The sequence below is a fragment of the Sphingomonas zeae genome, assembly GCF_014197135.1.
In the GTDB taxonomy this organism is placed as follows: Bacteria; Pseudomonadota; Alphaproteobacteria; order Sphingomonadales; family Sphingomonadaceae; genus Sphingomonas; species Sphingomonas zeae.
The window spans coordinates 281591-304493 of record NZ_JACIFA010000002.1; the positions used below are offsets into that span (position 1 = coordinate 281591).

Sequence of the window (22903 nt, forward strand, 5' to 3'; positions counted from 1 at the left end):
GCCATCCAAGGAGACAGGAACCCATGAAGACCCGCGCCGCCGTCGCCTTTGAAGCGAAGAAGCCGCTCGAAATCGTCGAACTCGATCTGGAAGGTCCCAAGGCCGGTGAGGTTCTGGTCGAGATCATGGCGACCGGCATCTGCCATACCGATGCCTATACGCTCGACGGTTTCGACAGCGAGGGGATTTTCCCCAGCGTGCTGGGCCATGAAGGCTGCGGCATCGTGCGCGAAGTGGGCGCGGGCGTGACCAGCGTGGTGCCGGGCGACCATGTCATCCCGCTCTACACGCCCGAATGCCGCCAGTGTAAGTCGTGCCTGTCGGGCAAGACCAACCTGTGCACCGCGATCCGCGCGACGCAAGGCAAAGGCCTGATGCCCGACGGCACGACGCGCTTCAGCTACAAGGGGCAGCCGATCTTCCATTATATGGGCTGCTCGACCTTCTCGAACTTCACCGTCCTTCCCGAGATCGCGGTGGCGAAGATCCGTCAGGACGCGCCGTTCGACACCAGCTGCTATATCGGTTGCGGCGTGACGACCGGCGTGGGCGCGGTGGTCAACACCGCCAAGGTCCAGCCGGGCGAGAATATCGTCGTCTTCGGTCTGGGTGGCATCGGCCTGAACGTCATTCAGGGCGCCAAGCTGGCGGGCGCAGGCCGGATCATCGGCGTCGACATCAATCCCGACCGCGAGGAATGGGGCCGCCGCTTCGGCATGACCCACTTCCTCAACTCCAAGGGGCTGAGCCGCGAGGAGACGATCGCCAAGGTTCTCGAACTCACCGATGGCGGCGCAGACTATAGCTTCGACGCGACCGGCAATACCGAAGTGATGCGCACCGCGCTGGAATCCTGTCATCGCGGCTGGGGCACCTCGATCATCATCGGCGTGGCCGAGGCGGGCAAGGAGATCAGCACGCGGCCGTTCCAGCTGGTCACGGGCCGCAACTGGCGCGGCACCGCGTTCGGCGGCGCGCGTGGTCGCACCGATACGCCCAAGATCGTCGACTGGTATATGAACGGCATGATCGAGATCGACCCGATGATTACCCATCGCCTGACGCTGGAAGAGATCAACAAGGGCTTCGACCTGATGCACGCGGGTGAGAGCATCCGCAGCGTGGTGATCTTCTGATGTTCAGCCATGTCATGCTGGGGGCGAACGACATCGCCGAGGCCAAGCGCTTTTATGATGCCATTCTTGGCGTGCTGGGCGCGCCCGAGGGCGTGGTTGATCCCCTGGGACGGCTGATCTACAGCCACAAGGGTGCGCGGTTCCTGCTGTCCAAGCCGATCAATGGCGAGCCCGCGACCCATGCCAACGGCGCGACTCTCGGCTTCGCGATGGACTCGCCCGCGCAGGCAGAAGCCTGGTACGCGGCGGGCCTCGCGCATGGCGGCACCGCGATCGAGGACCCGCCGGGCGTCCGCGAAATGCCGGTGGGCAAGGTCTATCTCGCTTACTTGCGCGACCCGACCGGCAACAAGCTGTGCGCGCGGCATCTGATGGAGGCGGCTTGATGTATACGCATGTCATGGTCGGATCGAACGACATCGCGCGGTCCAAGATCTTTTACGACGCGCTGTTCACGGCGCTGGGCGGCAAGCCCGGGATGCAAGACCCCCATGCGGAGCGCATCCTGTATCTGCATAACGGCGCGGCCTTCATGGTCAGCCGTCCGATCGACGGGCAGGCGGCGACCTTCGCCAATGGCGGGACGATCGGGCTGGGTGCGGCCGATCCGGCGCAACTCGACGCCGCTCATGCGGCGGCCGTGGCGAATGGAGGCACCGCGATCGAAGCGCCGGTGGGAGAGCGTCAGACGCCATTGGGGCCGGCCTATCTGGGCTATCTGCGCGATCCGGACGGCAACAAGCTCTGCCTTGGCTGCCGCCTGCCCAAGGCGTGAGCAACGACTATATCCTGACGCTGGCGTGCCAGGACAGGGTCGGCATCGTCGCCGCCGTGTCGGGCGCGCTGGCGGGGACTGACGGGTTCATCCTCGACAGCCAGCAATATGCCGATCTGGAGACGGGGCGCTTCTTCCTGCGCATCGTCTTCACCGGGCAGGGGGATCGCTTCCCCGCGTCGGTCGATGGGGTTCGGGCGGCGCTGGCCGAACCGGCGGCGCGGTTCGGCTTTGACTGGCATGTCGCCCCCGCCGCCGAGCGGCCCCGGATGCTGATCGCGGTGTCGAAGGGGTCGCATTGCCTGAACGACCTGCTCCATCGCTGGCGGACCAGCGCGCTGCCGGTGGAGATCGTCGGCGTCGTGTCGAACCATGACAATTTGCGCCCGCTGGTCGAATGGCATGGCCTGCCCTGGCATCATCTGCCGGTCGACGATGCCAACCGGGCCGAGCAGGAAGCGGCGATGCTCCGGCTGATGGAGGAGAGCCGCGCCGACTATCTTGTCCTTGCCCGCTATATGCAGGTGCTGGGCGCGCGGCTGGTCGCGGCCCTGCCGGGGCGGTGCATCAATATCCATCACAGCTTTTTACCCGGCTTCAAGGGCGCGCAGCCCTATCACCGCGCACACGCGCGCGGCGTGAAGCTGATCGGCGCGACCGCGCATTTCGTGACCGCCGATCTCGATGAGGGGCCGATCATCGAACAGGCGGTCGAGCGGGTCGATCACCGTGCCAGCGTCGACGACCTGATCCGCATCGGCCGCGATATCGAGGCGCAGGTGCTGGCCCGCGCGGTCGCCTGGGTGGGGGAACGGCGGGTCTTCCTCAATGACAACCGGACGGTGGTGTTCCGATGACGATCGAGACGATTTCGACCTCCAAGGCGCATGGCGGCGTGCAGGGCGTCTATGCCCATGACAGCGAAGCGACGGGCACGCGGATGACCTTCTCGGTCTTCGTGCCCGCGCATGAGGAGGGGGAGAAACTGCCCATCCTCTGGTATCTGTCCGGGCTGACCTGCACCCATGCCAATGTCACCGAAAAGGGTGAGTTTCGGGGGCCTTGTGCCGGGCACCGGGTGATCTTCATCGCGCCCGATACGTCGCCGCGCGGGGAAGGCGTGGCCAATGACGATGCCTATGACATGGGGCAGGGCGCAGGCTTTTATGTCGATGCGACACAGGAGCCCTGGGCAAAGCATTTCCGGATGCGGACCTATATCGAGCAGGAACTGCCCGCGCTGATCGCGGAGCATTTCCCGATGGTCGACATGGGCGCGCAAGCGATCACCGGGCATTCGATGGGGGGGCACGGCGCGCTGACCATCGGTTTGCGCAACGCGGATCGCTTTCGCAGCGTTTCGGCCTTCGCGCCGATCGTCGCTCCGAGCCAAGTGCCATGGGGTGAAAAGGCGCTTGGCGGCTATCTGGGGCAGGACCGGACGGCGTGGCGACAGGCGGATGCCGTCGCGCTGATCGAGGACGGCGCGCGGGTGCCCGACCTGCTGGTCGATCAGGGCGACGCCGATCAGTTCCTGGCCGAGCAGCTTCGGCCCGAATTGTTGGCCGAGGCGTGCGAGAAGGCGGGCATCGCCCTGACGCTCCGGATGCAGCCGGGCTACGATCACAGCTACCATTTTATTTCCACCTTCATGGCGGATCATGTCGCCTGGGCGGCAGCGCGATTGCGCCGCTGAACCGGTTTTACCACCTCCTATTCTCCGCTCAGGCTGAACGGGATGGATGAGTGGCCGGCACGGGGAGCCTGGATTTTGCACCCCGGCAATCGATCCGCTATCGCACCGGCTTTGGCATGAAGGACGAGATATGAGCTGCGCGCATGGCGATCCGGAGGATGGCGACCTGATCGGTCAGGACGGCAAGATCGCCGTGCCCGATCATGTCGCCGACGCCATCCGCACGCTGATCGCCTGGGCAGGCGACGATCCAACGCGCGAAGGGCTGATCGATACGCCGAAGCGCGTCGCGCGCGCGTGGCGCGAATATTGCGCGGGCTATGGCGATGATCCTGCCGTCCACCTGTCGCGGGTGTTCGAGGAAGTCGGCGGCTATGACGAGATCGTGCTGCTGAAGGACATTCCCTTCCAGTCGCACTGCGAACATCACATGGCCCCGATCATCGGCCGTGCGCACATCGCCTATCTGCCGCGCAACCATGTCGTCGGCATCTCCAAGCTCGCGCGCGTCCTTCACGGCTTCGCGCGACGCTTGCAGGTGCAGGAGCGGCTGACCGCCGAGGTCGCAGACTGTATCTGGGAAAATCTGAAGCCCCTGGGCGTCGCGGTGGTGATCGAGGCGACCCATGCCTGCATGACCGCGCGCGGGGTGCGGACGCCGGGCGTCTCGATGGTGACGAGCCGGATGATGGGCGTATTCCGCGACGACGATCGCAGCCGCAAGGAAGTGCTGTCGCTGATGGGTCTGGGCGGATGAAGCGGCGCACCGTCCTCGTGACCGGAGCGGCCAAAAGGCTGGGCGCGAGCATTGCGCGGCGGCTGCAGGCGGACGGGCACCGGCCGGTGATCCATTATAACGGTTCGGGTGCAGAGGCGGCGGCGCTCGCCGCGGAACTGGCCGCGCCGATGGTGCAGGGCGACCTGTCCGAGCTGGACGGGATCGATGCCCTGTTCATGCGGGCACGCGCGGCGGCAGGCGGCCCGATCGACGGGCTGGTCAACAGCGCCTCGGCCTTCATGTTCGACCGGCCGCCCCAAGTCGATCCCGCTTTGATGACGCGGCTCTACGCCGTCAACGCCGCCGCGCCCGTGTTGCTGGCCTCGGCGCTGGCGCGACAGGACGATGTCGCGGACGGCGCGGTGGTCGACATCCTCGACCAGAAGCTCGCCAATCCCAATCCCGACTTCTTCGCCTATAGCTGCGCCAAATTCGCGCTGGCGGGGGCGAACACGATGCTGGCGCAGGCGCTGGGGCCGCGCATCGCGGCGAATGCGGTCACGCCGGGCCTGACCCTGCAAAGCGGCGACCAGAGCGACGATGAGTTCGCCGAGGCGGCAACCAAGAACCTGCTCCGCCGCCCGATCGGGGCGGGTGCGGTCGCGGAGGCGGTGTCCTTCCTGCTGACCGCGCGGGGGATAAGGGGGCAGACGCTCTACGTCGATTGTGGCCAGCGCTTCTGCCGCCGTGATGGCGATGTGATGTTCGAGGGGCGGAGATGACCGCGACCTATACGATTCTGCTCGACGACATGAACGTCGCCATGCGGCTGGGTATCCACCCGCATGAAGCCGAACCGCAGCCGGTCAGCCTGTCGGTCGCGATGACCGTCCGCTATCCCGCCGCCCCCAGTGCCGACCAGATCGAGGAAGTGCTGGACTATGACTTCCTGCGCGAGGGCATATTGGCGATGGCACGCGGGGCAGGCTTCGCGCTTCAGGAAAGCCTTTGCGAGGCGGTGGCGGCCTTGTGCCTGGCTGACGCGCGGGTGGTATCGGTGAGGGTGCGTTCGATGAAGACCGGCATCTATCCCGATGCGCGCGTAGGGTGCGAGATCGAGCGGACGCGCTGACACCGATCGGTTTGTCACGAGAATATCACGGAACTGTCATCAATCTGTTGCGGAAAGAGCCGGAGCCGTCCTAAGTCGCCGCCGCAAACAGGGCGGAAGAACATGGCGATCAGGTCGACACCCCAGCGGACCGGTTACGGGATCGCCGCCGCGATGATAGTGGCGAGCTGTCCGACACCCGCCGCCGCTCAGACGGTGCAGGAATTGCAGCGCCAGATCGATGAACTGAAGGCGCAGATCAAGGTGCTGACCGATGCGCAGAAGGGAGCGGGGGCCGTCGCCGTTTCGGCCGCGCCGGCTTCTACCCCCGTCACCGCCCAGCCCACCGCCACGCCGCAAATCGCCGTGGCGACTCCTGCGCCTGCTTCATCCCCGCGCGTCGCGTCGGTCGCCAAGCCGCCATCCTCCCGTGCGCCCTGGTATGAACGTCTGCGCCTGCGCGGTTATACGCAGCTTCGCTACAATTCCGTCCTGGATAGCGAGGATGTGGCCGGCCCCAATGGCTCACGCCTGCGCTCGGTCCATGACAGCTCGATCAACGAGGATGGCGGCTTCCTGCTGCGTCGGGCGCGACTGGTGTTGCAGGGCGATATCACCGACCGGCTGCAACTCTATTTCCAGCATGATTTCGGCGCGGCGGTAAACAACCAGTCCAGTACCGAGCGGCGCGAGAATTTCGGCCAGTTGCGCGACGTCTATGTCGACTGGTTCGTTGATCCCGAGCGTCGCCTGCGCCTGCGTTTCGGCCAATCCAAGGTGCCGTTCGGCTGGGAGAATCTGCAGTCCTCGTCCAACCGGGTGCCGCTCGACCGGTCGGATGCGATCAACAGCGGGGTTCCCGGCGAGCGCGATGTCGGGATCAATGCCTATTATACCCCCGCCCCGGTCCAGGCGATCTGGGACCGGCTGACGAAGAACAAGCAGAAGCTGTTCGGTAATTACGGCGCCTTCGGGGTGGCGCTCTACAATGGGCAGGGCACCAATAGAACCGAGCGCACCGACAATCTGATGAAGGTCGCCATGGCCACCTGGCCCTTTGCGCTCGACGGGCTGGGGCCGTTGTTCCGGGGGCAGGTGCTGGAGATTGGCGGCTCGGCGATGTTCAACCGTTTCCGGCCCGAATTGCGCAGCGGCGGGGTCAGCTCGGTCGACTATCGCGATGACCGCGTCGTCGTCCACGCCATCCTCTATCCACAGCCCTTCGGCATCCAGACCGAATGGACGACCGGCTGGGGACCGCAATATGACAATGCGCTTGGGGCAATCCGCTCCAGCCGTCTGGGTGGCGGCTATGTCCAACTGATGGCGAATGTCGGCAAGACGCCGATCGGCCGCGCCATCCCCTATGCCCGGTGGCAGCACTATCGCGGCGGATGGAAGGCCAATGTCGACGCGCCGCGTCTGGAAACCGACGAATGGGAACTGGGCACCGAAATCCAGCTGGTCGAGGCCCTGGAGCTGACGCTCGCCTATGCGCGGATGGAGCGGCGCGAGGCAGATGCTCGGCGGACGGGCCGGGCGACGGGCGACGTGATCCGAACCCAGCTGCAATTCACCTATTGAGGGTCAATTGCCGACCCGCGTCGTGCTGAAGTCGATCCGAATGCGAACCCATTCGCCGATCATCTCCTTGCCGTTGACGCGGGGCGCACGCACGCGGAATTGCCACGCGGCCTCGCGCATCGCTCGACCCAGCCCGGAGCCGACCGGCGATTCGCCCAGGACCTGGCAATTTTCGACGCGGTAGTCGGGAATGGTGCGGCACGCGATCAAAGCCCAGCCGCCATCGGGGGCAGGCCCGCGTAGATAGCCGCTCAGCTCGGCATTGGTCGGGCGGCGCGGGAACCATTCGGCGTTGTAGAGCCGCTTGCCGCCCGGTCCTTCGCCGGGGCCATAGGCCGATGTGCTGTCTTCGCCCCGGTCATCGCCCTTGCTTGACCCGACGCCCTTGCCCTCGCCCTTGGGAAGGGCGGCAATGTCGCCCGCGTCGAACAGCGATTTGTCGCCCCATTGCCATGGCGTCGCGGTGGACGTGTCGGCGGCCTTTTCGGCGGGCGGCTTGGGCGTGTCGGGGCGCTTTTCGCTCACCGGGGCCTTCGAGCCACCGGCGGAAGCGGGCTTACGCGTCGCCGTGCGGGTCTTGGGCACCGGTGCACCCGCCTCCTGATCGGAAGGCGAAACCGAAAAGGTGTTGAGCGAGGAGGATTTTTCCGGGTCGATCAGCTTGGGTGCCAGATGGAAGAGCAGCCATGCGAGGAGCAGGTGCGCCAGCACGGTGAGCGTAATCGACGCGCCGCGCTCGCGCAGCTTTTCGCGGTAGCGTTCGGAGATGAATGCCCATCGTGACGATGGAGGGGCAGCCGTGCTCATGATGACGGAGACACCATAAGCCGGGACACCCCTCCGTCAGACTGTCGGTCTGCCACCTCCCCTCGCAGGGGGGGAATGACCAGGGCGAACGCGTCCACCGATCGCCGTCTTAGCCGAGGCAGACGCGAAGCACCGGATCAGGCCCGATTGGCGGCGGAGAGCACCGCGCGGACGCTGGCGGTCGCGATGTCGGTGTCGAGACCGACGCCGAACACGATCCGGCCATCGGCGGTGCGGGCTTCGACATAGGCGGCGGCCTGTGCGTCCGCGCCGTGACCGATGGCGTGTTCGTTATAGTCGATGACTTCCAGGTTCGGCCCCGTCGTGTCGGCCAGCGCCGCGATCACGCTGGAGATCAGGCCATTGCCACGCCCCGAGATCGAACGCTCCTCGCCATCCACCTGCACGCGGCCGATAAAGGTCCGCTGGCCCGCCGAGCCGCTTTCCTCATAGTCGCGCAGAACGAAACGGTCGCCTTCGCGTGGCAGATAGGTCGCCTCGAACCCGCCCCAGATATCGGCGGCGTTGAGCTCGCGGCTGGTGGCGTCGGCCATCGCCTGGACATGGCGGCTGAAATCGGCCTGGAGCCGCTTGGGCAGCTTGAGCCCCTTGTCCTGCTCGATCACCCAGGCGACGCCGCCCTTGCCCGACTGCGAATTGACGCGGATGACCGCTTCGTAAGAGCGGCCGAGATCGGCGGGGTCGATCGGCAGATAGGGGACTTCCCACAGATCGTCGTTGCGCTGGCTTTGCGCCGCGAAGCCCTTCTTGATCGCGTCCTGATGGCTTCCCGAAAAGGCGGTGAAAACCAGATCGCCTGCATAGGGCGTGCGCGGATGGACGGGCAGGTTGGTGCAGTAATTGACCGTGTTCACCACCTCGTCGATGTCCGACAGGTCGAGCTTGGGGTCGACGCCTTGCGTATACATGTTGAGCGCGACGGTCACGAGATCGCAATTGCCGGTCCGCTCGCCATTGCCGAGCAGACAGCCCTCGACCCTGTCGGCGCCCGCCATCACGCCCAGTTCGGCGGCGGCGACGCCGGTACCCCGGTCGTTATGCGTGTGGAGCGAGATGACCACCGAGTCGCGGTTCGGGATGTTGCGGCCGAACCATTCGATCTGGTCGGCATAGACATTGGGCGTCGCGCATTCGACGGTGGCGGGCAGGTTCAGGATCAGCGGATGGTCGGGCGTCGGCTTCAGCACGTCCATGACGGCGGCGCAGACCTCGACCGAGAAATCCAGCTCGGCCGTGGAGAAGGTTTCCGGGCTGTATTCGAAAAACCAGTCGGTGTTGGGGCGCTTGGCCGCCTCGTCGCGCAGGATCTTGGCGCCCTCGACGGCGATCGTCCGGACCTCGTCGCGGGTCATGCCGAAGACGATCTTGCGCCAGGCCGGGCTGACCGCATTGTACAGATGGACGATCGCGGTGCGCGCGCCCTCCAGGCTTTCGAAGCTGCGCTCGATCAGGTCGCGGCGCGATTGGGTCAGCACCTGAATCGTCACATCCTCCGGAATGCGATCCTCGCGGATCAGGCCGGAGATGAAGTCGAACTCGGTCGCGCCCGCGCTGGGGAAGCCGACCTCAATCTCCTTCAGCCCGACCTTGACCAGCAGGTCGAACATCCGCGTCTTCTTCTCGGCGTCCATCGGGTCGATCAGCGCCTGGTTGCCGTCGCGAAGATCGGTCGACAGCCAGCGCGGCGCCTTCGTGATCGTGCGGTTGGGCCATTGCCGGTCGGGCAGAGTGATGGTCGGGAAGGGGCGGTATTTGGTCGAAGGATCGCGGAGCATGATCGGGTCTTCCAGCATTCTCGGCCGCATCTGGCCAAAGGCGCGGCGGGGGCAGGTCTATCGGTTCATTCGGCCCTTAGGGAAGTCGCGCATGGCCACGCCGATCCTCCCCTAAGGGCGGATAAGTCGAAGCGAACGGAGCAGCGGCGCGGCGATCATGGTGGCAGGTTCATGCCGTGTCGAAAGAGCCTTGTCCATATCGCCGATGGACCGGGCACACGCTTTGTTGCGTGGTGACAAATTTTTCAGCGGATCGTCAGCCACGCAAAAGGCGGAGCCGCAATTCCGCGACCCCGCCTTTCGCGGATGAGAGATGGAAGAGGGGACTTACTGCGCGGTAAAGGCGGCGTTGATCGTCAGGTCGACCTCGTCACCCACGACCGGGACATAGGCGCCGACGCCGAAGTCCGAACGCTTGATCTTGCCCATGGCGCGGAAGCCGATGTTCAGCTTCTTCGACATCGGATTGGTACCCGCCCCGAAGAAGGTGGCGTTCAGCGTCACCGGCTTGGTCTGGTCCTTGATGGTCAGATTGCCGGTGATGACGGCCTTGGTGCCCATGACTTTCACGCCGGTCGAGACGAAGCGCGCGGTCGGATAGGTCGCGGCGTCGAAAAAGTCCTTCGACTTCAGGTGATTGGCGAAGGGCGCGGCGGTGACCGAGAGATCGTTGATCTTGAAGGTCACGTCGACCTTGGCGGCCTGCGGCTTGGCCGGGTCGATGGTCAGCGTGCCTTCCGACGCGCCGAACTGCCCCTCGAGCATCGAGAAGCCCATATGGTTCAGCGACCAGGTGACCTGGGTGTGAGCGGGGTCGACGGCATAGGTGCCCGCGACGACGCGCGAGGCGACCGGGGCGCCGGGCTGGGTCTGGGCGATGGCGGCGGGGGCGGCGAGGACAAGCGCCAGGGCGGCGGGAACGGCGAAACGCATGGGTGGAATCTCCCTGTTGGACTGCGACCTTTGTGGGCCGTGCGGTTAACGCACGTCAAAGGCTAGAGTCGCAACGATGCGTTTCCGGGTTGGGGCGGTGAGGGTGGTCTCTGCGAGGCCCCGTTCCCTCCCCCATCCCCTCCCGCTTGCGGGAGGGGCGTGCTTGCGGCGGCGGCAAGGCCCCGAGATACCATGCAACTCGCTGATGGGAGGCGGTTACGCGTGATGGTGGCCCAGTAACGCACCCCTCCCGCAAGCGAGTTTCAGGTCGGTCATGCCCCCGGCATGACCTAAACGATGCGGGGCATCGTTTACCTGAAACTGGGATGGGGGAGGGCTCCAGTGTCTCACCGAGCCCACCCCCGCGAAAAATCAGTTCTTCGCCTTGTCCACCAGCTTGTTCGCGCCGATCCACGGCATCATCGCGCGCAATTCGCTGCCGACCTGTTCGATCGGGTGGCGCTTGGCGGCGATGCGGCTGGCCTTCAGTTCGGGCTGGCCGGCGCGGTTGTCGAGCACGAAGTCCTTCACGAAGCGGCCCGACTGAATGTCGGCGAGTACGCGCTTCATTTCGTTCTTGGTCTCTTCGGTGATGATGCGCGGGCCGGTCTTGATGTCGCCGTACTCGGCGGTGTTCGAGATCGAGTAGCGCATGTTGGCGATGCCGCCCTCATACATCAGGTCGACGATCAGCTTCAGTTCGTGAAGGCACTCGAAATAGGCCATTTCGGGGGCGTAACCCGCCTCGACCAGCGTCTCGAAGCCCGCCTGGACCAGCGCGGTCGCGCCGCCGCACAGCACGGCCTGCTCGCCGAACAGATCGGTCTCGCACTCTTCGCGGAAGTTGGTCTCGATGATGCCCGAGCGGCCACCGCCGACGCCGCTCGCATAGGCCAGCGCCACGTCATGCGCGTTGCCGCTGGCGTCCTGATGGATGGCGATCAGGCAGGGCACGCCGCCGCCGCGCACATATTCGCTGCGCACGGTATGGCCCGGACCCTTGGGCGCGATCATGATGACGTCGATGTCGGCAGGCGGCTCGATCAGGCCGAAATGCACGTTCAGGCCGTGCGCGAAGGCAAGCGCGGCGCCCGGCTTCATATTGTCCTTCAGGTCGGCGTCATAGATCGCAGCCTGATGCTCGTCGGGGGCCAGGATCATCAGGATGTCGGCCCAGCCAGCCGCTTCCTTGTTCGACAGGACCTTGAAGCCCGCAGCCTCCGCCTTGGCGGCCGAGGCCGAGCCGGGGCGCAGCGCGATCGCGACATTCTTGACCCCCGAATCGCGCAGGTTCTGCGCATGGGCATGGCCCTGCGAGCCGTAACCCAGGATGGCGATGTTCTTTTCGGAGATCAGGTTCAGATCGGCGTCGCGATCATAATACACACGCATTGGACTTCCCTTTCGAAATGGCCGGGCCGCTGGGGCCTCGTGATAGTTGAAAATTCAGAGGGGCTCAGGCCGCGTCCTTGCCCCGCGAGATGGCGGCGATGCCGGTGCGGGCAACCTCGACCAGGCCGACTTCGCCCATCAACTCGACGAACTTGTCGATCTTGGCGATCGTGCCGGTGACTTCGAACACGAAGCTGCCGATTGTCGCGTCGACCACGCGCGCGCGATAGACTTCGGCGAGGCGCAGCGCCTCGATCCGGCGGTCGCCGGTGCCCGCCACCTTCACCAGCGCCAGCTCGCGCTCGACATGGTCGCCCAGTACGGTCAGGTCGGTGACCTTGTGGACGGGCACCAGCCGGTCGAGCTGGGCGATGATCTGCTCCATCACCGGCGGCGAGGCGCTGGTGACGATGGTGATGCGGCTGACGGCCTTGTCGGCGGTGATCTCCGACACCGTCAGGCTCTCGATATTATAGCCGCGCGCGGTGAAGAGCCCCGCGATCCGCGCGAGGATGCCCGGTTCGTTGTCGACGATCACCGCCAGCGTGTGGCGTTCCACCTGTTCGGTCTTGATGTGCATATTCAATTCCTCCCCGGAACGGGGAGGGGGACCGCTCGCGCAGCGAGTGGTGGAGGGGGCTCTCCACCAGCGCTGTACCAAGCGGCCATCCCCCTCCACCGTGCCGCTTCGCGTCACGGTCCCCCTCCCCGCAGGCGGGGAGGAGCAAAGAGTTACACCAGCGCCTTGGCCTCGTCGTCCATGGTGCCCGATACCTCATTGGCCTGCAGGATCATGTCGGTATGCGCCGCACCGCTCGGGATCATCGGGAAGCAGTTGGCGAGCTTGGCCACGCGGCAGTCAACGATCACCGGCCCATCATGGTCGAGCATCGCGGCGATGCCGTCCTCCAGCTCATCGCGGTGTTCGATCAATATGCCCTTCCAGCCATAGGCTTCGCCCAGCTTCACGAAGTCGGGCAGCGAGTCCGAATAGCTTTCGGCATAGCGGCTCTCATAGGTCAGTTCCTGCCACTGGCGGACCATGCCCATATATTCGTTGTTCAGGATGAAGATCTTGACCGGCAGGCGATATTGCGTCGCCGTCGCCAGTTCCTGGATGTTCATCTGGATCGAGGCTTCACCGGCGATGTCGATCACCAGCGCACCCGGATTTCCCAGCTGCGCACCGATCGCGGCGGGCAGGCCATAACCCATGGTGCCCAGGCCTCCGCTCGTGAGCCACTTGTTGGGCTTCTCGAAACCGAAATGCTGGGCCGCCCACATCTGGTGCTGGCCGACCTCGGTGGTGATGATCGGCTGGCGCGCCTTGGTCGCGTCGTACAGCGCCCGGATCGCACGTTGCGGCATGATCGCGTCGCCCGCCTCCGGGAAGGAGAGGCAGCCGACCGCGCGCCACTCCGCAATGCGGCGCTGCCATTCGGCGGTGTCGGGCTTGGGATGCTGGCGCGCCTTCCAGATGCGCACGGCATCCTCCAGCGCGTGGCCGACATCGGCGATGATCGCCAGGTTGACGCGGACATTCTTGTTCACGCTCGACCGGTCGATATCGACATGGACCTTGCGGCTGTTGGGGCTGAACGCATCCAGCCGACCGGTGACGCGATCGTCGAATCGGCTGCCCAAGGCGACGATCAGGTCGGCCTGGTTCATCGCCATATTGGCTTCATAAGTCCCGTGCATCCCCAGCATTCCCAGCCATTGCGGGTCGCTGGCCGGGAACGCCCCCAGGCCCATCAGGGTCGAGGTGACAGGCGCACCGGTGATGCGGGCGAGTTCGCGCAGCAGCTGCGACGCGGCCGGTCCCGAATTGATGATGCCGCCGCCGGTGTAGAAGACGGGCCGTTCCGCCGCCGCCAGCATGTCGACCAATTGCTCGATCTGGCTCTGGTCGGCCTTCACCTGCGGGCGATAGGTCTTATGGCGGATCGGACCAGGCTTCTGATAGCGGGCGGTGGCGACCTGCACGTCCTTGGGAATGTCGATCACGACCGGACCGGGGCGGCCCGAGGTCGCGATGTGGAACGCCTCATGCACCACCTCGCCCAGACGTGCAGGGTCCTTCACCAGGTAATTGTGCTTCGAGCAGTGGCGCGTGATGCCGACCGTATCCGCTTCCTGGAACGCATCGGTACCGATCAGCGCGGTCGGCACCTGGCCGGTGATGACCACCATCGGGATCGAATCGAGCAGCGCGTCGGTGATGCCGGTCACGGCATTGGTCGCGCCGGGGCCGGAGGTGACGAGCACCACGCCGGGCTTGCCGGTCGAGCGGGCATAGCCCTCCGCCGCATGGGTCGCCGCCTGTTCGTGGCGGACGAGAATGTGGCGGATGCGCTTCGACCGAAACATCGCGTCGTAGATCGGCAGCACCGCACCACCCGGATAGCCGAAGACGACCTCCACGCCGAGATCGCACAGCGCCTCGACCAGGATATCGGCTCCGCTTTTCTCGGTCATCATCTTCGTCCTTCTGCGTCCGTGCCCACTGACGGGGCGTGTCGGGAATGGCGCGGCTACAAGTTTAAAAAGTGCGCGTCAACCGTCAAATGCGCAATAAAGTTTCTATTATGCTGCGACGCACATCGGCGTCCGTGTCGGGAATCACGGTCCAATCCGGGCCGGGCTGATGACGAAACCAGGTAAATTGCCTTTTGGCGTAACGTCTTGTCGCGAGTGCTCCCGCCGCCTCGGCTTCAGCGCGGGTCATCGTGCCTGCCAGAAGCATGGCGGCCTCGGGTACGCCGATCGCGCGGCGGATGAGGGCGTCGGCGGGCAAGTCGGCGCGGGCGAGAAGGGCGGCGGCTTCGCCCAGCCCTTCGTCCAGCATCTCGCCGAAACGCCGGTCGATCCGCGCGTTCAGCCAGTCGCGATCGGGCAGCAGGATGACGGCGGACAGGTTGATCCGGTCGCCGACGCCGCCTTCCTTCTGCGCGTGCCAATGGTGCAGCGGATGGCCGGTGGCGCGAACCACTTCCAGCGCGCGCGCGACGCGGGTGGTGTCGGCAGGGTTCAGACGGGCGGCGGCGACAGGGTCTTCGCGCGACAGGGCGGCGTGCGCTTCGGCGACAGGCAGGGCGCGGACTTGCGTGCGGATGGCGGGATCGATCTCCGGCACCGGTGCGATGCCGTCGAGCAGGGTGCGCATATAAAGGCCGGTGCCGCCGACCAGGATGGGCAGCGATCCCGCCGCGACGCTGTCCTCGATCGCGCCCCGTGCTTCCGCCGCCCAGCGCGCCGCCGAATAGCCGGTGTCGGCGCCGTCGACATGGCCGAACAGCCGGTGCGGCGCTTGGGCTTCTTCTTGCGCCGAGGGGCGGGCGGTCAGGATCGACAGGTCGCGATACACCTGCGCCGAATCGGCGTTGATGATCGTGCCGCCGGTCGCCCTGGCCAGATCGAGCGCCAATGCGGACTTGCCGCTGGCGGTCGGCCCTGCGATGAGCGCGACCCTGGGTCGGTCAGAGGAGTTCGCCATGTTCATCGCCACGCTGATAGCAGCCGAATCGATCGCCGAGCGCGATATTTCGGAGGCGGTGGCGCAGATGACGCCGCTGTGTGCGGTCGCCGACTGGAACTGGATCGATGAGGGCCGTGCGGCGGACATCTGTTTCGCCGAGGACCCCGATTTCGCCGGTGGCGTCCTGCATGGCCGCTTCGACCGCACCGACGTGGTCATCCAGCCCGCCACGCACCGCGAAAAGCGGTTGCTGGTCGCCGACATGGATTCGACCATGATTACGGTCGAGTGTATCGACGAACTGGCGGACTATGCCGGGATCAAGGAACAGGTCGCCGAGGTGACGGAACGCGCGATGCGCGGCGAACTCGACTTCGCCGCCGCGCTCGATGCACGGGTCGCCCTGCTGGAAGGGCTCGACGAGAGCGTCATCGAACAATGCCTCGCCGAGCGGGTGACGCTGATGGCCGGTGCCCGAGCGCTGGTTCGGACGATGAAAGCGCGCGGCGGTCATGCGATCCTGGTGTCGGGCGGCTTTACCCGCTTCGCCGAGCCGGTCGCGGCCGAGATCGGCTTCGACCGCGCCATCGCCAATTATCTGGAGATCGCGCACGGCAGGCTGACCGGCAGGGTGCGCAAGCCCATCGTCGGATCGGACACCAAGGAAAAGACGCTGCTTGCCGCGCTCGACGAACTGGGCATCGGCGCGGCGGAGAGCATGGCGGTGGGCGACGGTGCCAACGACCTGGCGATGATCCGCCGCGCGGGGCTGGGCGTCGCCTATCGCGCCAAGCCGATCGTGGCGGGCGCGGCGGCGGCGCGGATCGACTATGGCGACCTGACCGCGCTCCTCTATGCGCAGGGCATCCCCAGCGCCGAGTGGGTGGTCGCTTAAGGCGCGACCACCACGCAGGGCTGGCCCGAGCGGCTGCACGCCGCTTGCGCGGCCCCGCGATTGGCATAGCCGCCCGCCTGAAGCCGGGTCACGCCGCCCGCCGTGACGAAGAAGGGCTGCGCCCCGCCCAGATGTCCGCGCACGCGCTGCCAAAGGGCGTCGGCATTGCCGCGATCGCGGAACGCGCCAAGCTGAATGCGCCAGGCGCCGCCGCTGGCATGGGCCACAGGCGCCGCTTTGACCGGACGTGGCTGGGGCGCGGGGGCGGCGGGGCGGGTATGACGCACCCCATTGGAGGCTTCCTCGCGAACGACAGCGGGGCGGGGCGAGGCGGGGGCGCCGGGCATGGGATAGCTAGCGCCATATCCCGTCGTGGAGGGGCGTGACGGTTCGACCGGGACCGGCTGCACCGTGGGTTGCGGAGAGGATGCCGCGCGGGGACTTGGCGCGTCGCGGGAAGCGGTCTGGCCGGTGACGGGGTCGGGGCCGACCATCACCCGCTTCGATCCGCTCGCGATGGGCGCAGGCGTGGGAAGCGCGGTGAGTTGCGCACGATAACGCTGGGCCAGTTCGACGCCGTGCTGGCGGTCGGGCGGGGTGATATATTGGTCCATCTGCGCCAGCGTCTGCGACGCCGCCTGCAATCCCGCCTGCGATGCCAGCGTCATCAGAGCATAGGCGCGGGGATAGTCGCGGGGGATGCCGTCGCCGTTGAACAGCATAGTGCCCAGCACCAGCTGCGCGCGCGGTTCGCCGTGCGCGACCGACTTTTCCAGCCACGGCGCGGCCTCCGCCTTCTTGCCCGCCTGGAACAGCGCAAGGCCGTAATTGTCGGCGGCCTGGACGTGACCCTGGACCGCCGCCTTGCGGAACCAGCTTTCGGCAAGCGTCGGGTCGAGCGGCACGCCGCGACCCAGCTTATAGGCCTGGGCCAGGTTGAACTGCGCATCGGCATCACCAGCCACGGCGGGGCCGCGCCATTCCTCGACCGCCTTGCGATAATCGCCCTGTGCCCAGGCATCGACCCCCGCCTTCACGTCCGGAACCGCCAGAGCGGGCGTGGCAGCCAGACCGGCGATCAGAAGCGCGGCGGGCGCGACCACGCCGCCGATCGGGACTCTGCGCATCATCCTTCGTCCTTCCGCCATTGTCTCTCGCCCCATCCATGCCCCGCCCCCGGGCGCGGGTAAAGCGGGCAGTGAACCGGCTTAACCGTTCCTTATAGGCTGGGATCTTAGCACGGGGTCCGATCGGGGAAATGGGTCATGCGTCGGGCGTCCTATCGGCCCTGCCATGTCGTATCGGCCGCTTCCCAGGGCAGGACCGGATGACCATGATGACCATGTTCCGCACTCTTCTATCTTGCAGCGTCGGCGCGTTGATCGTGGGTGGCGCCCTGACCGGCTGCACCGCGAGCGGCCCGCGAAGCGCCCGGCTGAGCGCGAGGATGACCCCGTCCAAGTCGACGGCCGCGCTTGCCGACCAGACCCGGCGGGTCTTGGCACAGCGCGATGGCGATGCCGCCGCCGCCCTGGCGGAGCGCCTGGTCGCCGCCGATCCGAAGGACGCAGGCTATCGCTCGCTTCTAGGGCAGAGCTATCTTCAGGCAGGGCGCTTCGCTTCGGCGCGACAGGCGTTTACCGATGCGTTGCAGCTCAATCCGGCGGATGGCCGCAGCGCGCTGAATCTGGCGCTGGCGATGATCGCGGGCGGCAATGGCGCGGGGGCCAGGATGCTGCTCGATGATCACGCGGCGGTCATTCCGGCCGCCGATCTCGGGCTTGCTCTGGCACTGGCCGGAGCACCGGGCGATGGGGTGCGCCTGCTGACCACTGCGGCGCGCGAGCCGGGCGCGAGCGTCAAGACCCGGCAGAATCTGGCGCTGGCGCTTGCTTTGGCGGGCCAATGGGACATGGCGCGCATGGCGGCGTCGGCTGATATGTCGCCTGCGGACGTCGAGGTCCGGATGCGCGAATGGGCGAACTTCACCGCCAATGCCAGCCCTGCCGACATGGTTTCGTTCCTGCTGGGCGTGAAGCAGACGATCGATACCGGCCAGCCGATCGCGCTGGCGCTGAATGCCGCCCCCTCCGCGGCGGTGGTGCAGGACATGGTCCAGGCGCTGCCCCAGCCCGCTGGCCCCGCAGCGATCGAGGCTGAACCGGCTGTCGCCGAACCGGCGACGTCGCGGATCGTCTTCGCTGCCCGCCGCGAAGTCGTCCAGCCGCTACTTATGACCTCAGAGCGCCCGCCCTTGCGGACCGCGCATATGGCGCCATCGAGCATGTTGATGGCACGGCGCGACGACGACACGCGGGTATCGCAGCAGGTACGGGCACAGCGCATAGCGGCTGGCCCCGTCTCGGCACCTGCCTTGCTTCGCCGGGCCGAGGATCGGCGCGCAGTAATGCGACGCGGCGGCGACTGGAACGTCCAGATCGGTGCCTTCGGCAGGGCAGACGGCGCGCAAAAGGCTTGGGCTCGCCTGACTCACCGCTTCGACGGCCTGTCGGGCTATACGCCGCAAAGCGGCACTGTCCGCCTGTCGGGTGAGCGGCTCTACCGCCTGTCGGTCGGTGGGCTCAGCCGGTCCGATGCGGATATGCTCTGCCATCGTTACCGCGCGGCAGGGGGGGCGTGTTTCGTTCGGCGTCAAGCCGACGATCAGATGGCGCAATGGGCGCGGCCGGGGATCGGCCTCGCCTCGCTCTGACATCAGACGGCTTCGCCCGCCGCGCGGCCGCTCGCCCAAGCCCATTGGAAATTATAGCCGCCCAGCCAGCCGGTGACGTCCACCGCCTCGCCGACGAAATGCAGCCCCGGCACAGCCTTGGCCTCCATCGTGCGCGAGGATAGCGCGGCGGTCGAGACGCCGCCGACCGTCACTTCGGCCTTGGCATAACCCTCGCTGCCATTGGGGTAGAAGGTCCAGTCGGCCAGCCGCGCTTGCGCCGCCGCGAGCAGCTTGTCGGTCGCCGCCCCCAGTTCGCCGGGTAGCGCCAGCCGTTCCGCCAATGTCTCCGCCAGCCGGTCGGGCAGATGCTGGCCCAGCGCACGCCGGGGGCTGGTGCGCGGGGCGCTGCGTTTCAGGGCAACCAACCAGTCGGGCGCGCAATCGGGCAGGAAGTCGATGCCTACGCCCTCGCCATGCCGCCAATAGGACGACACCTGCAGGATCGCCGGACCGGACAGGCCGCGATGGGTAAACAGTGCCGCCTCACGGAACCGGGTCTTGCCCGCGCGCGCGACGACCTCCGACGCGACGCCCGACAGCGAGCGGAACAGCGTCTCCTCGCCACCCAGCGTCAGGGGGACGAGGGCGGGGCGGGGTTCGACGACCTTCAACCCGAACTGGCGGGCGAGGTCATAGGCATAGCCGGTCGCGCCCATCTTCGGGATGCTCGGCCCGCCGGTCGCGACGATCAGGCGGGCGGCGGTGAAGGCTTTGCCGCCGCGCGTGACCCGGAACTGCGTGCCGTCATGCCCGACGCTCTCGACCGGCTGACCGAGTGCGATATCGACCACGCCACCGGCGCGCGTCGCCTTGTCGCATTCGTCGAGCAGCATCGCCACGATCTGCCGCGCGGAACCATCGCAGAACAGCTGTCCCAGCGTCTTTTCATGCCAGGCGATGCCATGCGCCCCGACCAGCGCCAGAAAATCGGCCGCCGTGTACCGGCCCAGCGCCGACTTGGCGAAATGCGGGTTCGCCGACAGGAAGCGGTCGGGCGCGGTGCCGATATTGGTGAAGTTGCACCGCCCGCCGCCCGAAATCAGGATTTTCTTGCCCGGCGCATCCGCGTGGTCGACGACCAGCACCTGCCGCCCCAACTGCCCGGCGGTCGCCGCCGCCATAAGCCCCGCCGCCCCTGCGCCGAGGATGATCGCGTCATAGTGTTGCATGGCGGCGGTTTAGTCGCGTGGGGGGCGATGCGATAGTGCCGTGTGTTGACCGTTTGGCACGCCCCTCCCGCAAGCGGGAGGGGATGGGGGAGGGCAGGCCGCGAGCGATGGTCTCGGTGAGACCCCATTCCCTCCCCTCGGTCCCCTCCCGCCTGCGGGAGGGGATGCAGAAGGTCAGGCGGCCGTGACCTCCACTACCTCAACCGCATCGGCCTTCCCCCCGAACGCCACCGTCTCCCCCGCCATCGCGCCCATCAGCGCCCGCGCCAGCGGTGCGGCGTAGGCGATGCGGTCGTGCGCAGGGTCGGCTTCGTCATGGCCGACGATGGTCAGCGTCTTGGTCTGGCCGTTCAGGCGGAACGTCACCATGCTGCCGATCCCGACTTCATCCTTGGCAGGAGAAGGGGCCAGTTCAGCGGTGGCGGCGCGGGTGTTCCAGTAGCGCAGTTCGCGCTGGAGCCGGGTACGGTCCTCCTCCGTCTCCGCCTCCGCGATCGCCGCCTCGACCTCCGCCACCTTCCCGCGGGTCAATTCCAGCCCGCGCGGCGTGACCAGATTGGGGCCGGGCGGGATCGGCAGCTCGAATTTGGGTTCGAGATGTTCCTCATCGGATTCGCGGCGAAAGGCGACACTCATCGGGGTTCAACGCATGGAGTCATGGCGCGGCTCCATGGCGGGCCGTTAGGTTTACCGCAAGCGTGGCTTGAGTTTTCTGCCAATTGGTGTAAAGGGCCACGCTTTCACGGAACGCAAACATTCACCCGTGCCGCATGGGTGTATCCGCCAACTAAGAGGGATGGGTCCCTTGGTTCGGCGGTACGCGCTCCATTTTTTCTGTTGGAGTCCCCATGCCTTTCTCTGCTCTGCCGCCGGTATTGTCGGCTGCCCTCTCCGCGCGTGGCTATACCGCGCCCACCCCCGTCCAGGCCGCCGTTATCGAGGATGATGCCCAGGGCCGCGACCTGATCGTGTCCGCCCAGACCGGTTCGGGCAAGACCGTCGCCTTCGGCCTCGCCATGGCGAGCGAGCTGTTGAACGGCGGCGATCATCTGCCCCAGCCGGGTGCGCCGATGGCGCTGGTCATCGCGCCGACCCGCGAGCTGGCACTGCAGGTCAGCCGCGAGCTGGAATGGCTTTATGCGGGCGCCCGCGCGCGCATCGCCACCTGCGTCGGCGGCATGGATGCCTCGCGCGAACGTCGTGCGCTCAGCCACGGCACGCATATCGTCGTCGGCACGCCGGGCCGTCTGCGCGACCATCTGGAGCGCGGGGCGCTCGACCTGTCGTCGCTGAAGTTCGTCGTGCTCGACGAGGCGGACGAGATGCTCGATATGGGCTTCCGTGAGGACCTGGAGCAGATCCTGGACGGCACGCCGTCCGAGCGCCGCACTTTGCTGTTCTCGGCGACCATGCCGCGTCCGATCGTTCAGCTCGCCAAGCGCTATCAGACCAATGCCAAGCGGATCGAGACGATCAGCGAGGACAAGGGCCATGCCGACATCGCCTATCAGGTGGTGACGGTCGCGCCGGCCGATATCGAGGCGGCGGTGGTCAACCTGCTGCGCCTGCACGAAGCCGAGGTGGCGATCCTGTTCTGCGCCACCCGCGACAATGTCCGCCACCTCCATGCCAGCCTGGTCGAGCGCGGCTTTTCTGCGGTGGCGCTGTCGGGTGAGCATTCGCAGAACGAGCGTAACCATGCGCTGCAGGCGTTGCGTGACGGTCGCGCGCGGGTTTGCGTCGCGACCGACGTGGCGGCGCGCGGTATCGATCTCCCGGGCCTGACGCTCGTCATCCACGTCGAAATCCCCCGCGATGCCGAGGCCTTGCAGCACCGTTCGGGCCGCACCGGCCGTGCGGGCCGCAAGGGCACGGCGATCCTGATCGTGCCCTATCCGCGCCGCCGCCGCGTCGAGGGGATGCTGCGCGGTGCCCGCATCGACGCCGAATGGCGCCGCGCGCCGACGCTGGAGGAAATCCGGGCGCAGGACCGCGAGCGTCTGCTCGCCGCGTTGCTGGCGCCGGTCGAGGTGGACGAGGGCGATCGTGAGCTGGCCACCCGCCTGCTCGCCGAGAAGTCGCCTGAGGACATCGCCGCCGCGCTGGTCCGCGCGCACCGTGCGGCGCTGCCCCAGGCCGAGGAACTGGTCGAGGGTGATGCTCCGGCCCCGCGCGAGCGTCGCGAAGGCTTTGACGATACCGTCTGGTTCCGCATGAGCGTCGGCCGCAGCCAGAATGCCGATCCGCGCTGGCTGCTGCCGCTGATCTGCCGTCGCGGGCACATCACCCGCAATGAGATCGGCGCGATCCGCATCCAGCCGAACGAGACGATGTTCGAAATCCCGGCCGCGCTGGCGTCGCGCTTCGTCGCCGCGCTGAAGCGGACCGAGGCGGACCATGCCGAGGACGATATCGCGATCGAGCAGGCCGATGGTCCGCCCGCCGGTGGTTCGGGCCATGGCGGCGCGCGTCGTGGTGGTCCGGGTGGCAACCGCCCGATGGGCGGTCGTCCGGCCGGTGGCCCCGGTGGCCCGCGCCGCTACTCGCCGCGCCCCACCCAGGGCGGCCCGCGCGGTCCCCGTCGCGGCTAAACAAAAAGCCCTCCCCGAGACGCCTCGGGGAGGGGGCTTTTTTGGGCCATTGCGATAGGCCTTATCCGTCATTGTGGGTGTAGCGGAA

General features: G+C 66.8%; 22 protein-coding genes. 12 read left to right on the top strand and 10 right to left on the bottom strand.

Features of this window, described 5'->3' with window-relative positions; translation table 11 throughout:
- Positions 1 to 23: 23 nt before the first annotated feature.
- From GGR45_RS04460 to GGR45_RS04500, 9 genes are all read left to right on the top strand, one after another.
- Positions 24 to 1136, top strand: a complete 1113-nt coding sequence (locus GGR45_RS04460; protein WP_175312936.1) for an S-(hydroxymethyl)glutathione dehydrogenase/class III alcohol dehydrogenase — start codon at positions 24 to 26, stop codon at positions 1134 to 1136.
- Positions 1136 to 1522, top strand: coding sequence for a VOC family protein (locus GGR45_RS04465; RefSeq protein WP_175312937.1), 387 nt, complete (start codon positions 1136 to 1138; stop codon positions 1520 to 1522). The genes GGR45_RS04460 and GGR45_RS04465 overlap by 1 nt, the downstream gene beginning before the upstream one ends.
- The gene (locus GGR45_RS04470; protein ID WP_175313109.1) at positions 1522 to 1911 is read left to right on the top strand and encodes a VOC family protein; all 390 of its coding nucleotides are present in this window, start codon (positions 1522 to 1524) and stop codon (positions 1909 to 1911) included. Before GGR45_RS04465 ends, GGR45_RS04470 begins: the two co-directional genes overlap by 1 nt.
- Entirely contained in the window at positions 1908 to 2768 is an 861-nt protein-coding gene (gene purU, locus GGR45_RS04475) for a formyltetrahydrofolate deformylase (RefSeq protein WP_285138764.1), read from the top strand. The genes GGR45_RS04470 and purU overlap by 4 nt, the downstream gene beginning before the upstream one ends.
- Positions 2765 to 3607 (top strand): S-formylglutathione hydrolase, encoded by an 843-nt coding sequence (gene fghA / locus GGR45_RS04480; protein WP_175312938.1) that lies wholly within the window; start codon positions 2765 to 2767, stop codon positions 3605 to 3607. The genes purU and fghA overlap by 4 nt, the downstream gene beginning before the upstream one ends.
- 130 nt (positions 3608 to 3737) lie before the next feature.
- Positions 3738 to 4364, top strand: a complete 627-nt coding sequence (gene folE / locus GGR45_RS04485) for a GTP cyclohydrolase I FolE (protein WP_175312939.1) — start codon at positions 3738 to 3740, stop codon at positions 4362 to 4364.
- On the top strand, positions 4361 to 5107 hold the full coding sequence (locus GGR45_RS04490; protein WP_175312940.1) for an SDR family oxidoreductase: 747 nt from the start codon (positions 4361 to 4363) through the stop codon (positions 5105 to 5107). Before folE ends, GGR45_RS04490 begins: the two co-directional genes overlap by 4 nt.
- Complete coding sequence (locus GGR45_RS04495) at positions 5104 to 5457, top strand: dihydroneopterin aldolase (protein WP_175312941.1); 354 nt, start codon at positions 5104 to 5106, stop codon at positions 5455 to 5457. The genes GGR45_RS04490 and GGR45_RS04495 overlap by 4 nt, the downstream gene beginning before the upstream one ends.
- 102 nt (positions 5458 to 5559) lie before the next feature.
- Complete coding sequence (locus GGR45_RS04500; protein ID WP_175312942.1) at positions 5560 to 7020, top strand: porin; 1461 nt, start codon at positions 5560 to 5562, stop codon at positions 7018 to 7020.
- Positions 7021 to 7023: 3 nt separating this feature from the next.
- On the opposite strand, the gene GGR45_RS04505 is transcribed toward GGR45_RS04500, so the two are convergent.
- The 7 genes from GGR45_RS04505 to miaA all read right to left on the bottom strand — a co-directional run bounded on the left by GGR45_RS04505 (position 7024) and on the right by miaA (position 15444).
- Entirely contained in the window at positions 7024 to 7827 is an 804-nt protein-coding gene (locus tag GGR45_RS04505) for a hypothetical protein (RefSeq protein ID WP_175312943.1), read from the bottom strand.
- Between the two features lie 137 nt (positions 7828 to 7964).
- Positions 7965 to 9623, bottom strand: coding sequence for a 2-isopropylmalate synthase (gene leuA / locus GGR45_RS04510; RefSeq protein WP_175312944.1), 1659 nt, complete (start codon positions 9621 to 9623; stop codon positions 7965 to 7967).
- A 327-nt stretch (positions 9624 to 9950) separates the two neighbouring features.
- Complete coding sequence (locus GGR45_RS04515) at positions 9951 to 10556, bottom strand: YceI family protein (protein WP_175312945.1); 606 nt, start codon at positions 10554 to 10556, stop codon at positions 9951 to 9953.
- A 372-nt stretch (positions 10557 to 10928) separates the two neighbouring features.
- A complete protein-coding gene (gene ilvC, locus GGR45_RS04520) occupies positions 10929 to 11948 on the bottom strand; it encodes a ketol-acid reductoisomerase (protein ID WP_175312946.1) in 1020 nt (339 codons plus the stop codon).
- A gap of 64 nt (positions 11949 to 12012) precedes the next feature.
- Entirely contained in the window at positions 12013 to 12528 is a 516-nt protein-coding gene (gene ilvN, locus GGR45_RS04525) for an acetolactate synthase small subunit (RefSeq protein WP_007405183.1), read from the bottom strand.
- 152 nt (positions 12529 to 12680) lie between these two features.
- A complete protein-coding gene (locus GGR45_RS04530) occupies positions 12681 to 14426 on the bottom strand; it encodes an acetolactate synthase 3 large subunit (RefSeq protein WP_175313111.1) in 1746 nt (581 codons plus the stop codon).
- An 85-nt stretch (positions 14427 to 14511) separates the two neighbouring features.
- On the bottom strand, positions 14512 to 15444 hold the full coding sequence (gene miaA, locus GGR45_RS04535) for a tRNA (adenosine(37)-N6)-dimethylallyltransferase MiaA (RefSeq protein ID WP_175312947.1): 933 nt from the start codon (positions 15442 to 15444) through the stop codon (positions 14512 to 14514).
- On the opposite strand from miaA, the gene serB reads away from it, so the two are divergent.
- Positions 15443 to 16321, top strand: a complete 879-nt coding sequence (gene serB / locus GGR45_RS04540) for a phosphoserine phosphatase SerB (RefSeq protein ID WP_175312948.1) — start codon at positions 15443 to 15445, stop codon at positions 16319 to 16321. The genes miaA and serB overlap by 2 nt on opposite strands.
- Here serB and GGR45_RS04545 read toward each other — a convergent pair.
- Positions 16318 to 17451 carry an SPOR domain-containing protein gene (locus GGR45_RS04545; RefSeq protein ID WP_246358046.1) on the bottom strand — a complete coding sequence of 378 codons (1134 nt, stop codon included), beginning with the start codon at positions 17449 to 17451 and terminating at the stop codon, positions 16318 to 16320. The two genes, serB and GGR45_RS04545, sit on opposite strands and share 4 nt — an antisense overlap.
- A 197-nt stretch (positions 17452 to 17648) precedes the next feature.
- Here GGR45_RS04545 and GGR45_RS04550 point away from each other — a divergent pair, with 197 nt between their 5' ends.
- Positions 17649 to 19034 (top strand): SPOR domain-containing protein, encoded by a 1386-nt coding sequence (locus tag GGR45_RS04550; RefSeq protein WP_175312949.1) that lies wholly within the window; start codon positions 17649 to 17651, stop codon positions 19032 to 19034.
- Positions 19035 to 19036: 2 nt separating this feature from the next.
- Here the strand turns inward: GGR45_RS04550 and GGR45_RS04555 are convergent, their stop codons facing one another.
- Both GGR45_RS04555 and GGR45_RS04560 read right to left on the bottom strand, forming a co-directional pair.
- A complete protein-coding gene (locus GGR45_RS04555) occupies positions 19037 to 20224 on the bottom strand; it encodes a BaiN/RdsA family NAD(P)/FAD-dependent oxidoreductase (protein WP_175312950.1) in 1188 nt (395 codons plus the stop codon).
- Positions 20225 to 20398: 174 nt separating this feature from the next.
- Positions 20399 to 20860 (bottom strand): GreA/GreB family elongation factor, encoded by a 462-nt coding sequence (locus GGR45_RS04560; RefSeq protein ID WP_175312951.1) that lies wholly within the window; start codon positions 20858 to 20860, stop codon positions 20399 to 20401.
- Between the two features lie 212 nt (positions 20861 to 21072).
- On the opposite strand from GGR45_RS04560, the gene GGR45_RS04565 reads away from it, so the two are divergent.
- Positions 21073 to 22815 (top strand): DEAD/DEAH box helicase, encoded by a 1743-nt coding sequence (locus GGR45_RS04565; RefSeq protein ID WP_175312952.1) that lies wholly within the window; start codon positions 21073 to 21075, stop codon positions 22813 to 22815.
- The last annotated feature ends 88 nt before the right edge of the window (positions 22816 to 22903 follow it).